The organism is Pseudomonas nitroreducens TX1 (genome assembly GCF_000313755.1).
Classification (GTDB): domain Bacteria; phylum Pseudomonadota; class Gammaproteobacteria; order Pseudomonadales; family Pseudomonadaceae; genus Pseudomonas; species Pseudomonas nitroreducens_A.
In genome coordinates, this window is sequence record NZ_AMZB01000108.1 from 65,684 (window position 1) to 77,708 (window position 12,025).

A 12,025-nucleotide genomic window follows, 5' to 3' on the forward strand; every position below is an offset into this window, starting at 1 on the left:
CAGTAAAGATTGGACTTTCTCCCTGGGTGTTAATTTTTTTCCATCTTTTAATGCGACCAATGCCAAGTCAATATATGTGTAATTCGCAGAAAGTGATTAATGCAAATATTGTCTATCTCAATCCTGCGTGTCGGCTGTTTTAGCATTTTGCGAATAATCATCTTCATAGACTAATGTGTCGCAAGACTTGCCGATGCACGCAATGAGGACTATATAGTCAATATCATAAGTTGGCGGTGGCACTCTATGACTGACTATAATATTGAGGATATTGTTGTGTTGGGCGGAGAGCATTTTGTCGTAAGCTCAATACGGCATGGTCGGCTATTGCACCTCCGGTCGCTGGTTGATGGCAGGAGTATATATGAGGATGTCGAGTCCTCTGAACTCAAAAAGCCACTCCAGTTGGATGCGACCGCTCAGTCCCTAGATCGATATAGCTTCATGGATGGAAGAGGTGGAAGTATATCGGAAAATCTGATCGCAAATAATCGAGCCAATGTTTTCGAAAGTTATCGCGCCAATGAGATTACATTGCAGCAGGCTCTAGGTCTCCTCGGACTAAGTCGTAGTGGATTCTTCCGTGCGTACAGAAAATATAATCCAGATCATAGCATATCTTCGGCTTCAAGGGCTGTGCGCGGAAGGAAAGCTGGCACTAAAGTTATTTCAACGCAGGTGGAGGAGATTATTAGTTCAGCTGTTCAGAAGGAATACTCCGGGAAGTCAACAACATGTGCACATGTTTATCGCGAGGTGGTTTTTTTATGCAGTCGGGAAGGACTTGAATCGCCAAGCTACGACACTGTATTAAGGAGAATAAAGCTCATCCCTCCAAAGGAGCTTCATAAGGCAAAACATGGCTCGGCCGATGCGGCTGATAAGTTTGGCCTGAAGCCCGGGTATATCAAGCTAAATACTCCATTTGAACGCGTGCAGATGGATCATACCCGAGTTGATGTAATTCTAGTGGATGAAATTACCAGAAAGCCAATTGGGCGCCCTTGGGTCACTTTCGTATTGGATGTGTATTCTAGGATTATCTTGGGGTTCTATATTTCCATGCATGCGCCCAGTGCACTATCCGTTGCCTCTGCGTTAACTATGGCTACATTCCCCAAAGATAAATATCTGGAGTGCATGGGTGTTAGTAGCGTCCAATATCCATACCATGGGCAGATAAAACTGATTCATATGGATAATGCGGCAGAATTTAGGTCTCCAGCATTTGTGTCAGCTTGCGCTGCTAACGGAATTTCAGTGGAGTGGAGGCCGATAGGTAAGAAGCACTACGGTGGGCATGTTGAGCGGCTTGTTGGGACTATGATGTCCACGGTTCACTTCCTGCCGGGCTCAACTTATTCAAATGTTAAACAGCGAGGCGATTATGATAGCGAAGGCAAGGCTGCACTTACCTTTGATGAGTTCCAGCGCTGGTTCGTCATTCAAATTGAACTCTATCACAATAAGCATCACAAGGGGCTGGGGAAGTCGCCGTCACGAGCCTGGACTGAGTATTTTGCAGCGAATCCCGATCAGTCTTATAAGACTGATGAGGTTAAAGATGCAGCGCAATTTCGTCTCGATTTCATGCCTGAGACTAGGCGTACGATTGGGAGGAAAGGGGTTCAGTTGGAGGGAAATTTTTATAGCTCGCCAAATTTAATATACTGGGTTGGCACCAAGAATGTTGTAGTAAAGTATGACCCATATTTTATGAAAAAGATATGGGTAAAAGTAGGTGGTGAATATATTTGCGCTAGCTACGAAATTGAGCGGAAGGAAATGTCGCTTGAACAAATTAGGCAGTCTCGAAACGGTCGGCCTACCCTGCCTTGGGATGATATAGGGCGGATGGATGGATTAAATCAAGAGTCCAAGTTAATTGTGACTAAGGCCATTGATGAAACTAAAAGGGAGGCAAAAAAAAGAAATGAGATTAGTGGCTATTCTCAAAGTGTAGCCGCGATCATTGGTAAAGGGGAGGACTTTAGTCGAGAGGTTGATGCAAACTCATCTGATGATGATTTCTACCGTCCAGTTGTCTACAACATGGAGGAGTGATTTGGATGGCCGGCGAGCATTTAACCCCAAGAGGCCGAGCCCTGCTTGGAAAAGACAGGAAGCATAGGATTTCGGCAATATTAAAAGATATATGGTTTGACTGCCCGAGCACTGACAGAATTCTGGTTATCGCTAAGAACATGGTATGTGCTAAAGGTATGAATCCTGCGCCATGCCTGCTGATTATAGGGGAGGGCGGATCTGGAAAGACGGCTCTTATCAAGAGAATAGTTTTAGAGTCAATTAAATGGCCTGGAAAGGTTGCATCCCTGTCAATGGGTGATAATCCTGCTGGCTTGAAATTCAAACAGCTGGTATTCCATGAGCTTGGCCTCCCGCACGATTTAAAACATGCTCGCCCAAGTGTTTTGCCACTGGATTTGGCGAAAATAATATCTCAGAGAGATGTCCGTCTAATAATAATTGATGAAATCCACGCCGGGATTAAGGACGGTCGGCGAGAGCAGGATATTTCAATGGAGTTCTTAAAAATGTTGGCGGCCCCGCCATACTCCCTGGCAGTCATGGCGGTTGGGACTGAGGAGGCCGGCCAAGCTCTAGGCTTCGATATGCAGCTTGCGCGGCGATATGAGGTCGTGCGCTTGGAACGCTGGACATTTGGCAACGAATTTCGATCATTTCTTAATTCTTGGAATGCAAACATTCCTCTCGCTCTAGATTCCAAGCTGGATACTCCAAAAATTTCCAAGCACATCTTAAAGATAACAAAGGGCCAAATGGATTTGGTAGTAAAGGCAATTCGATGGGCTGCCATTCAGGCAATTGTAACAGGAGAGGAGAGAATAACCATAGAGATGATTGATCGAGGCTGGGAAAATAGATGGTACTATCAGGCAAATGAAGATTAAAGGCTATATACGCCCTCTGCTGGATGAGAATATCTCATCTTGGCTTGTTAGGTGTGCAGAGTCGAAATTTTGCTCGAAAATAAAATGGTCTGATATTTCGGGTATTTTTCATTCCCAAGAAGTTTCTCTCGACTCTGTACTATTGGTTGTCTCTGATATTATCTGTCGTAATTCTCAGTCCAGCTTGCTGGATCTTGTCCAATTCGCAATTTTAGATCATAACTCGAGCGTCGATAGTGTATTTAATTGGCGCTATTTCTGTCCTGAGTGCGTGCTTGCTGACGACAAGGCTGGCAGGGGGATTGCTTGGCGGAAGCATTGGAATCGAATTTATTCGGCATGTTGCTTTCAGCATAAACGGCCTCTTTTAACCGTTTCTGGTCAGGATTTTTTGGCTGCTAGATGGCAGGCTCTTGTAGTTAGTAGCGCAGGCGGATTCCCTGGAGCTCGTACAGTTCGTGAGCAGATCAGAAATCGATTGGGAGTAAAGGTGCAAAGATCGATGCTCTCAATGGAGTCTGGCGAAGGGCTCGCCTCACGAGCCGGGTTCTTTCGTATGCTTTATATATACTCTTGGTTCTTAAGAGTGAAAAGCACCAGTGCCGAAGGGGTGGCTAGATCTGCCTTGATTAAAGATGGCTATGTATCACTGGGGGAAGAGAGAAGCTGTCTTAATGCAATGCTGATGGGGGTAAGGAACAGCTCTCCGCTGCAGCGTTTAGCTGCGTTATTGATTGTAGGGGTTGTTTTTGATTTCTTCAGTTCGAAGGAAGTCGAATGGCTTAAGGTGGATATGCGTAGGCGCGGCGTGGTGTGGCCGCAGATATTGGAACCTTACGATGAGGATAATTCTTTTGAGGCGGTTATTGCACGGTCTCTGTATCGAAAAGAGGTCGATGAGAAAAATGACTTGGCTGCAAAAGAATTTTATTCGCTGCTATGGCAAAAATGATAGAACCTATCTATGACGAGCTTTTTTCATCGTGGATATACAGGGGGCTTCATGACTTACGTTCACCCGTGCGCCAAGAGCACGTTATGCACATGTATGAGAAAATCCCTCTTAAATGCACAGGCCGTAGCGAGTATGAGGACTATGATTTTGACTTCTACTCGCCCAATACCAAGGTGCTTCTGGCACAAATAAAAATCCCACCGGAAAAAGCTGAGTCTATTTTTGGCCCAGCCTTTCATACTCCGCTCGACCCTAGGTTTCGTTTTTCTTACTGCGATCTTTGTCTGTCAGAAGATTTTGCCAATGGGATTCGACCTGCCTGGAGGAAGTCATGGTGTTTTGTTGAGTGCCCATTTTGTCTGAAGCATAGTAAATTACTGCTTATCTCGACCTCTTCTCGAAATTTTGAGAGAGCTTTCTGGGCTCACCGAATCGAGTATAATTGGGAGTGTGCTGAAGACGATGGAGTATTTCAGTATCCTACTAAATGGATGTTGCATTCTAGTGAGGTGCGCAATGAAGTAGGCATAAAGTCACAGCGCTGGCTGTTGAAGATTTTGGAGGTCTCCAGCACCCAAGGGGGCAGTAATCAGGAATCTATAGCTTCGGCGGTCGCCGCTCAAGTTCTGTTCGCGCTTCTCTTGCAGGTTGACTGCGGGATCGCCAGATATTCTTTTGGCGGTCAAAGGCGCCGTTTTTTTGTAAGGGTGAATCTTCGCTTTATAGATCGTCTTAGGTACGGAGCGAGAAATAGCACCCCGTATCAACGCATGATGGCGATGATCCTGACCGCCTGGATTTTTGATGCTTTAACTGAGCAAGATCTTGCGGCGATCCAGAGATGTGCGCTTGAAGACGATATCGAATGGCCGGCATCCTTGTATGAACTTGGTGCCTGGATCGCGCCCACGGTCGGAAGAGGGGAGTATCAAAATCTTTTAAGTATCTTGCGTATGCCGATGCTAAGCGAATTTGTACGAGAAAGGCTGGATCCCCTGCTTTGCGGCATAAAGAATACTTTTACATAAGAACTCTCTAATAAAATCCTTATGGGGCTCACTGCTTCCCATTACTACTATATTTTTCTTTTACTTCTGCTAACAATCCTTCAGAAGTAATTAAGCCGTTCTCATATAGGGCAAGGAGGCGCATTACATGTTCACTTGGCTCGCGTGCCGATAGTCGATTTGTTGACAAAACGTACTCGACAATTTTCATCCGCTTTTCTCTTTCTATCATCATTTTCTCTAGGGGTAGCCATGAGCACGTTACACTACATCATGTCGTGCCTGGCCTGCGAGTCGTTCTGTTCAGTGTAACAGCTAGGGCTGCGTGGCCGTCGCAGCCTGATTGGTATGTCGATAACATAAATCCTTTCGCAGCATCGGATTATGTCATAAGGGAGGGCTTGTGATCGGCCTGATGGGAGCTGGCAGCTCGCCATTTCTGCACCGAATTTCGGCTGCCAACTTTAGCAGGAAATCAACAGGATCCTGATCGGCTTGCCAGCAGGCGGCCCTAGCTAGCAGTTCGACCGGGTGCATGCCCAGCGCCCTGGCTAGGTTCTCAATGCTGCTGAGCGTTGCATCCTTCTTCCCTGCTTCCATCCGGCTTATATGGGCTTGAGGCCCCAACTCATCTTGCGCCATGCCGTTTCGCACTCGTAGATCTCGCAGGACGTTCCCGAAGGCAGTTCTCAACTCCATCGCATCTTCTCTTCACGCAAAGATAACGATAAATCCACTTTGCCCCAAAAAATGCTATGATCGATCGGTCATATACCCCTGGGGCGCCTATTCTTCTGCCGCCCTCCGCAATCGAGGTTAAGCCGGCTATGACGCGCTCCTGCCCTACAGGACGAGTCCAAAAAAATCGAAGCGACCATCGCTACCTAGCCTTAGCCGGCCCCCAAATTGTCAATACATACCTAATTCCTTCATCGGTTACAGATGCTGCCTGGTGGGTCGTGCGCTCGTTTTTTTCTGATCGCGCGACTCGTCAGGTCGAGCTGAGTGACCCCTTTGCGCTTGTCGCTTTTGCTTGTTCTTGAGGTTGCTCCGAATGTTCAAAACACCACTCACCGCCGAAGTTTTTTTCCCCGAGGTTGGCGCTGGGAACTTTCGCCGCTGGCACGTTGCATTCCACCTTGATGACCTTTGGTTCCAAATGACCTTGGTAACGAAGGAAGACGGAAGAATTCGCCGGAGAGGAATGATGGCGGGAGATGTTGCGATTTTTAAGCAACTGCTCGGCGAGCAGAGCTCCGGGATGCGTATCGAGAACGTTCAAGCCGTTACGCCGGGGTGGATGAACCAGCAAGGGCTGTGCGTCATGTCCCCGCTAGACACGCTCTGGGTAGGGCAAAGCAGACTGGGCCGTAACGCCTATGTTTTGCGCCTGAAAACAGGCGAAACCTATGTCTATCACGCTGACGAAGGAGAAGATGAGTCTGACCTTCAGAACCTCATACAGATCTATCCGGTTACAGCGGCCCGTAGCCTTAAGGTGCATTGAGCATGCATAGCATGAACGTGCCGCTGACTATCTCAACCATCGAGATCCGATTCCTGCAGCTCATGAAACTGAACGCTTGGGATATTGCGCAACTGCTGTCGACGGATCGCCGCATGGCCCTGATCTGTTCCTCGCTGCTCAGTCGAATTGTGGATGAGATTCTTGCTCATGAGGGAGAGCGTAGGGCTGGCCCAATCGAGTGTGAAGAGCGTCTGACTGATGAGGTAGCTCGAGCGGCAATTCTGTTGGCCAATCCAAAGCAGCGTAAGGAGATCTACCTGTCTGCGATCCACCTAGTAGCTGAAGACCTAGAAGCTCAACAGCGACTGCAAGAGTTCTGCAAAGTAGAGCGTATGCATTGAGAGACGTGCGCGCTCTAGCTTGATGGGAGCCCGCTCGGAGCGCGCCCACGCTTAGCATCGAACTCAATGCGACCTATTTCTCAAGGCGCTGTAAAGCTCCTGCCACTAATGGAAGCCCCTGATGCAGCTGTCTGAAACGCTTAATGAATTCACCTCGATCATTCACGCAGAAGGCGAGCCGATGGCCGGTTGCTCACTGTCGGTTGAGGAAGCCAAAGCCTGGCTTAGCTTGATGGAACCGTACCGCCCTTTCTGTCTGGTTGCCAGTTGGTGTTGGTTAGATATTCAAGTTCCTGTCGACTCTCAGCATCTATGTCTAGATTCTGATGGCCGTCCTGCGCTCCTCTATGCAGGCAATGTGCTGTTCGATAGTCGCCACCGATTTCCTCCGGGGAGCTGGGTGAGGAGTACCCTGCTTGTGAGGCTGGCGGAGGAGTTCATCTTCGAGACCCGCAACACTCGGTACGTGCTGATGGGGCGCGGGGCTAGGAGAACAACATCGATGGGCACTGTGAACAGCATCCGTTAATGAAGAACATAGAGAGAATAACGATCTCGGCCGTTAGAGCATCGTTCGATGAGTAACGATGGATCTAAGCCTACGGCGGATCGTCTACGTAGACGCGAGACCGGCATCTGCGAGCGCCTTGCAGTGCTACAGCAGATCCAGGGCGACATCGCTGAGAGATCTATCACCTTGGGCGAGGCAGTGCGGGTATTGCGGGTAGATACGCTCGACGTCACCCAGCGCGAGTTCGCGAGGATCTGCAAGATTTCTCAACGAACCTTGGTACACATCGAATCAGGAACCGGAAATCCAACCGTGCGAACGCTGGAATCGATATTCAAGAAATTTGGCTTGTATCTGACGCTTGGGCGGCGAAACCCCAGCGATCCCGAGCGATTAAAGACAAGGGATAATTTTCAGATGACTTTGCCGCGAACACGCACTGATGACCAATCTGACGCGCGGGGCAAAGACCCGTAGGTGTCGCCGGGGTCAGCCCCGTCACCGTGGGACAGGGATTGCTGCATCCTATGAAAGCGAGTTTAGAGGGGCCCGGTTAGATAGCGTATTCATCTCGTCAGGAAAAGCTCGAGATGGAAAAGTACGGACGCATATCGACAGCTAGAGCCCCATGGTTATGGCACAAACAAGCTAATAATGGATCCAAGCGAGAGAAGGGTCAGCCCCGCGAATACTTGATAGAAGTTAGCGACACTTATGCTTCGGATCTTTGCCTCAATCTGAGCTGATGATTGATCTACTCGGTCAGAGACCGTTATTAGCTGAGCTTCCACAGAGGCTAATCTGCCATTTGTGCTGGTGACGGACTCGGCTAACGCTTTGTGCAAGCCATTCACTACCTCATTCAGCCAAACAAACTTTTCCTCTGTCGTGGCTGATGGGGGCGGCGTAGTGGTTCCGCGAGCAAATAGGCTCACACCTGGCGCTACGATCCCCGCCGAACCTACGATTTGAATAGGCTTTTTTCTCCAGGCGGGGAATTTAGATAGCCATTCCCCGAGTATTTTCCAAGGCGCTGCAACCGCGTTTTCGATGGCCGAAAAACAGAGTGCACCAGCACTTAGTGATAATCCAAGTACCTGCATGGACAAGCTAATCCACCAAGTGGCGTGCTTTTCATTAGGGTCGAAAACGAAAATAGCTAGCGTTGTTATTGCCAGCGAAAGAATGCCAAATAGCAATGGGGTGGCCGGTCTAATCCAGCTCAAGTATTCGTCGTGGGGGCGGCCCGTCACCGGTGACCTCCAGGCTAGTTAGCTTTGAAGATGATTTTTCACATTGCTCAAGGCCAGCGGGTGAGTCCAAGCTCTTTTATACGTATGGCCATTGCTGTGACGGATACTCCAAATTCACTGGCCAAGGAGTTGAAGCGCCGATCGGCATAGCGCGAGCACCCTGCCACTGCCAGCTCGCGCTCGAGCGAGCTTTCCTCGGCGTAGAGAAGCGTATTGGGATCGCGGGGACTCAAATGGAAACAGGTCACGTCCGTAAAGTGCAAGGCGCCGGGCACACGGAAAATTCGTTGAAAATGCGTGCGAACCGCTTTCGCTGGCATCAGGAAGAAGGTGGCGAAGCGATCAGCCTCAAGCTCCTCCTTGGGGCGAGAGGTATGGAGTGCTGCTCCATCCATAGGGCGGTCACGATGCATAATATGATCATCATGAAGGAGCCAATGCCCAAGCTCGTGCGCTGCAGTGAACCGTTGAATCTCTGGGGAAAACTCTTGCGAGATCGCGATCAGGCGTCGTTGCCTGTCGAGAATCCCAGCGGTGCGGAACGGCACTGAGCTTCGATTGAAACGTGTTTGCCCAAGATTGGGAACCACACGGAAGTCGATGCCCAGCATCTCAGCAGCGACACCGGGATCCAGGAGCTCCTTCAGGGATGGCTGCCTGTTGGGCCAAATCACCTTGCGAGCGTTCCAAAGCTGGTGCTGTAGCCAGTCCGCAGCCTCAAACTCTTCAGAGTTTTCCATATGTCCCCCCTTGCTGAAAGACACAATATGTAGTGCTTACTTAATGATGATAGCACTACATTAAGTGATGGCAAGAGGCCTTTTGAGGTCAGCAATGGAGTGGCAACGTTGCGTAGAGCTACTTGGGGGCAGCGCTCGGACATTCGGCCCAGTTCCTAGATTTTCCACACCTGTCAGGGACACAGTTGGCGGATCTGAAGAGCGCATGTAAACCAGTTTTTGTCCATGTAAACGTCTCGGGTTTACATAGGAGTAAATGAGCTTACAACCCCTACGAAATCACCGATCTAGAGAGCCTCAGCGGTTGCTGGCCATGAGCGAAAGTCGAAAGTTCGGTAGCGGCTTTGAGCCTAATGCACACTCTAGGGCAGTTTCAGGCGGTCGATTCTTTCCAGCATGCGGAGCGATTCCTGTCCTAGGATGCGAGCAGGTGCGCGGTGCTCCACGCTCCAAGCCCTAGCTGGCTTCGGGGAGGGCAGGAGGTGGATGCCTGCATCTACCGAAGCCAGTTTCTTGGGGAAGAGGTCACCGAGGTAGTGCACAACCTTCTCCGTCACTGCGACGTTGCCCATGCTCAGGTAGCAATCGGCCGATAGCAGGTGAGCGCTAGAGGCGGACAGGTGTGCATCGCACGAACTGACGGACTCCGCGTGAGGACGACAATTCGGCTATCGCTCGCCTTCGCTCTTCAGAAGTGATTGCTAGCGAAAAGGAAAATCAGATTGTCTGAACCCTTAGCCTAGAAGATCGTCGCCACAGGTCTCGCATTCAAGCCCCAAATCGGGCTCCATAGTCCACCATCAGATCCTCAACGTTGATACCCGAGTATTGGAAATATGCTCCAAACGTACATCCTTCAATTTTCCCCGTGGGATCATGTGACAGAGGTATCGGTAGGCCCTCTTTGGGATCAAACCGCCCGATACATTCTCCGCTCACTTGGAAGGGGCATCCGTTGGGAACCCCAAATCTCAAGAACCCACATTCGATACTGTTGGTGTCGCGTGCGAGTGCAGATGGGTTGCCGAGTAGCTGATCATTGAACGCTTGATAGTGAAGCTCTGCGATCAGCTCTGTGACGATGTCGTCGCTTAACAGTGACTGAGCCTGATAACGCCCTTCAACTATCACAGCCGGAACGCGAAATTCATCGAAGAGCTTCATGACCTCAACTGGGGAGCAGGTGGGGTAGACCGATAGCCATGGCTGCTCGACCCTGTGCTCCAGGGCTTTTTTCATGATGCGCTGCATTGGCGTGATTCCCGGATGGCGCTCAAGATCGACCAGTGCCTGCAATCGTTCGGTCAGAATCTGATTGAGTCCTTTAAATTGGCAGGAATCAAGCAACCGATCGCAGAACGCTACATAACGTTCTTGCCAAGCTCCCTTCATATTCATGGCTAACTCAGGCGCTGCTGCGAGCGCTTCGGTGAGCGAATAGAAACGCCATGATGGGTTCGACGCCTGCCATTCATCAACTGTGGTCGGGATCACAGGCACCCAGCTTGTCTGCAAAGAAAGATCGCACAGGACAGGGAACAGCTCACGAGCGGACTCTCCGCACCGCTCCACAAACCAATCGTATGCTGCGGTGTAGACATCAGAAATTCCTGCTCTATCCCATGCGGCGTCTTGCGGCATTGCGAGGATCTGCGTTCCGAACGAGCGCTCAAGAAAAAAAGCATGGCCTTCCAAGATATCCTTGGTGCACAACTCTCGTGGGCCCTGGGCTGTTGCGATCTCAGGGTTGATCTGCCAAGGCTGCTTCATGAGCTTGAGTTTCAGGGCGTCAATCGTCTTGGCACCGGGGATAGTGACGAATCGAGCTTGGTTGATTCTGTTCTGTTCTGAGAACACCTGGTAAAGGTAATGGGCGTACTGGTGAACGTCCTTTCGCGTATTGCAGTTAGCTAGCGGAATCCTCGGCCCTCCCATGACCGGCCGCATCTCATCCCACTTACTTCGAATGAAGCCTGAAGCCTGCCTATAGCTACTCCATTGAATGTGGCCATAACCTGTGAACAGCGTTTGGAAGTAGTGGACGTGTTCATGGAAGTAGGTCAGCACATTCCCGATCGTTGCAGCATCTGCTGTGAATTTCTCGGTCTTGTCGAAGAGGCGCATTTCCATTCGGGGAGTTAGAAACGAGCCTAGTGTCGCGTTAAGAAAGGATTCCATTGCATGCCTGAAAATTAGTTACGAGGAGCTTGGTGGTAAGTCCAGTGTCGAGGTCACCTATGGCCATCCTGTAGGCAGTCCACGCAGACTCGAGCAACAAGCTTGATACACCTGGATGTTGAGCTAACCGAGACGAGACGCGCAACCTAAGGTACCTACTTCAGAGCTGCACACCAGCGGTTTACACAACATGGGCTAGGCGAACGGCCTTCCTCGGCACGCCGAAAGATTGAATTGGATCGAAAGTGGAATGAGCAGAGTGGCGGCTTCTGGCCCAGGCCGTGTAAAAACACAGCGAGCGCTGGGTAGCCGGATATGGATTGGTTTTAACGATATCCAGCGGCCTCCTGGACGCGTGGTGTGTCCATCCTAGGCATTCAGTTGATTCGGCAAGTGCTGCTTCCACGATTCTGTGCGACGCGTTCGGAGGGCTGCCAATGGGGTTTCAGGCCTTCATTGCCGTTATCAGTGCACTATTGCCCAGCAGGTTCAGCACCCGTTTGAAGTTGTAGGCGGGCACATGCAGGCTCATTTCCGTGCTTACGCGGTTGAGCGTCTTGGTGAGGAAATGGGTGGTCA

At 50.1% G+C, this 12,025-nt stretch carries 13 protein-coding genes and 1 pseudogene; 8 read left to right on the top strand and 6 right to left on the bottom strand.

What is annotated here, in order from left to right:
- Positions 1-246: 246 nt before the first annotated feature.
- From C167_RS33680 to C167_RS34485, 4 genes are all read left to right on the top strand, one after another.
- Positions 247-2,064 (top strand): Mu transposase C-terminal domain-containing protein, encoded by a 1,818-nt coding sequence (locus C167_RS33680; protein ID WP_081596668.1) that lies wholly within the window; start codon positions 247-249, stop codon positions 2,062-2,064.
- Positions 2,065-2,069: 5 nt separating this feature from the next.
- The gene (locus tag C167_RS34855; protein ID WP_080636221.1) at positions 2,070-2,933 is read left to right on the top strand and encodes a TniB family NTP-binding protein; all 864 of its coding nucleotides are present in this window, start codon (positions 2,070-2,072) and stop codon (positions 2,931-2,933) included.
- A complete protein-coding gene (locus C167_RS34860) occupies positions 2,923-3,885 on the top strand; it encodes a hypothetical protein (protein ID WP_200860154.1) in 963 nt (320 codons plus the stop codon). Before C167_RS34855 ends, C167_RS34860 begins: the two co-directional genes overlap by 11 nt.
- A gap of 92 nt (positions 3,886-3,977) precedes the next feature.
- Positions 3,978-4,916 (top strand): hypothetical protein, encoded by a 939-nt coding sequence (locus C167_RS34485; RefSeq protein ID WP_157791839.1) that lies wholly within the window; start codon positions 3,978-3,980, stop codon positions 4,914-4,916.
- Positions 4,917-4,944: 28 nt separating this feature from the next.
- Here the strand turns inward: C167_RS34485 and C167_RS34490 are convergent, their stop codons facing one another.
- On the bottom strand, positions 4,945-5,106 hold the full coding sequence (locus C167_RS34490) for an antitoxin VbhA family protein (protein ID WP_157791840.1): 162 nt from the start codon (positions 5,104-5,106) through the stop codon (positions 4,945-4,947).
- Positions 5,107-5,282: 176 nt separating this feature from the next.
- On the bottom strand, positions 5,283-5,594 hold the full coding sequence (locus tag C167_RS35470; RefSeq protein WP_015477230.1) for a helix-turn-helix domain-containing protein: 312 nt from the start codon (positions 5,592-5,594) through the stop codon (positions 5,283-5,285).
- A 355-nt stretch (positions 5,595-5,949) separates the two neighbouring features.
- On the opposite strand from C167_RS35470, the gene C167_RS0113310 reads away from it, so the two are divergent.
- The 4 genes from C167_RS0113310 (at position 5,950) to C167_RS33690 (ending at position 7,752) form a co-directional block, all read left to right on the top strand.
- Positions 5,950-6,402: a hypothetical protein gene (locus tag C167_RS0113310; RefSeq protein WP_017518778.1), complete on the top strand. Its 453-nt coding sequence runs from the start codon at positions 5,950-5,952 to the stop codon at positions 6,400-6,402.
- A 2-nt stretch (positions 6,403-6,404) separates the two neighbouring features.
- Complete coding sequence (locus tag C167_RS0113315) at positions 6,405-6,764, top strand: hypothetical protein (RefSeq protein WP_017518779.1); 360 nt, start codon at positions 6,405-6,407, stop codon at positions 6,762-6,764.
- A gap of 121 nt (positions 6,765-6,885) precedes the next feature.
- Positions 6,886-7,293 carry a DUF6957 family protein gene (locus C167_RS0113320; RefSeq protein ID WP_017518780.1) on the top strand — a complete coding sequence of 136 codons (408 nt, stop codon included), beginning with the start codon at positions 6,886-6,888 and terminating at the stop codon, positions 7,291-7,293.
- A 48-nt stretch (positions 7,294-7,341) separates the two neighbouring features.
- Entirely contained in the window at positions 7,342-7,752 is a 411-nt protein-coding gene (locus tag C167_RS33690; protein ID WP_081596669.1) for a helix-turn-helix domain-containing protein, read from the top strand.
- 155 nt (positions 7,753-7,907) lie between these two features.
- Here the strand turns inward: C167_RS33690 and C167_RS34495 are convergent, their stop codons facing one another.
- From C167_RS34495 to C167_RS35095, 4 genes and pseudogenes are all read right to left on the bottom strand, one after another.
- Positions 7,908-8,501 (bottom strand): hypothetical protein, encoded by a 594-nt coding sequence (locus tag C167_RS34495; protein ID WP_157791841.1) that lies wholly within the window; start codon positions 8,499-8,501, stop codon positions 7,908-7,910.
- Positions 8,502-8,575: 74 nt separating this feature from the next.
- Positions 8,576-9,268 carry an ImmA/IrrE family metallo-endopeptidase gene (locus tag C167_RS0113325; protein WP_017518781.1) on the bottom strand — a complete coding sequence of 231 codons (693 nt, stop codon included), beginning with the start codon at positions 9,266-9,268 and terminating at the stop codon, positions 8,576-8,578.
- 768 nt (positions 9,269-10,036) lie between these two features.
- Entirely contained in the window at positions 10,037-11,392 is a 1,356-nt protein-coding gene (locus C167_RS0113335; protein ID WP_017518783.1) for a hypothetical protein, read from the bottom strand.
- A 499-nt stretch (positions 11,393-11,891) separates the two neighbouring features.
- A pseudogene (locus C167_RS35095) lies at positions 11,892-12,020 on the bottom strand (hypothetical protein); the annotation flags it as partial.
- Positions 12,021-12,025 lie beyond the last annotated feature (5 nt).

Excerpts from the sequence above, each read along its gene's own strand:
- C167_RS34490 (WP_157791840.1), bottom strand. The coding sequence starts at position 5,106 with ATGAAAATTGTCGAGTACGTTTTGTCAACAAATCGACTATCGGCACGC.
- C167_RS34485 (WP_157791839.1), top strand. The coding sequence starts at position 3,978 with ATGTATGAGAAAATCCCTCTTAAATGCACAGGCCGTAGCGAGTATGAG.
- C167_RS34860 (WP_200860154.1), top strand. The coding sequence starts at position 2,923 with ATGAAGATTAAAGGCTATATACGCCCTCTGCTGGATGAGAATATCTCA.
- C167_RS0113335 (WP_017518783.1), bottom strand. The coding sequence starts at position 11,392 with ATGCGCCTCTTCGACAAGACCGAGAAATTCACAGCAGATGCTGCAACG.
- C167_RS33680 (WP_081596668.1), top strand. The coding sequence starts at position 247 with ATGACTGACTATAATATTGAGGATATTGTTGTGTTGGGCGGAGAGCAT.
- C167_RS35470 (WP_015477230.1), bottom strand. The coding sequence starts at position 5,594 with ATGGAGTTGAGAACTGCCTTCGGGAACGTCCTGCGAGATCTACGAGTG.
- C167_RS0113320 (WP_017518780.1), top strand. The coding sequence starts at position 6,886 with ATGCAGCTGTCTGAAACGCTTAATGAATTCACCTCGATCATTCACGCA.
- C167_RS33690 (WP_081596669.1), top strand. The coding sequence starts at position 7,342 with ATGAGTAACGATGGATCTAAGCCTACGGCGGATCGTCTACGTAGACGC.
- C167_RS0113325 (WP_017518781.1), bottom strand. The coding sequence starts at position 9,268 with ATGGAAAACTCTGAAGAGTTTGAGGCTGCGGACTGGCTACAGCACCAG.
- C167_RS34855 (WP_080636221.1), top strand. The coding sequence starts at position 2,070 with ATGGCCGGCGAGCATTTAACCCCAAGAGGCCGAGCCCTGCTTGGAAAA.
- C167_RS0113315 (WP_017518779.1), top strand. The coding sequence starts at position 6,405 with ATGCATAGCATGAACGTGCCGCTGACTATCTCAACCATCGAGATCCGA.
- C167_RS0113310 (WP_017518778.1), top strand. The coding sequence starts at position 5,950 with ATGTTCAAAACACCACTCACCGCCGAAGTTTTTTTCCCCGAGGTTGGC.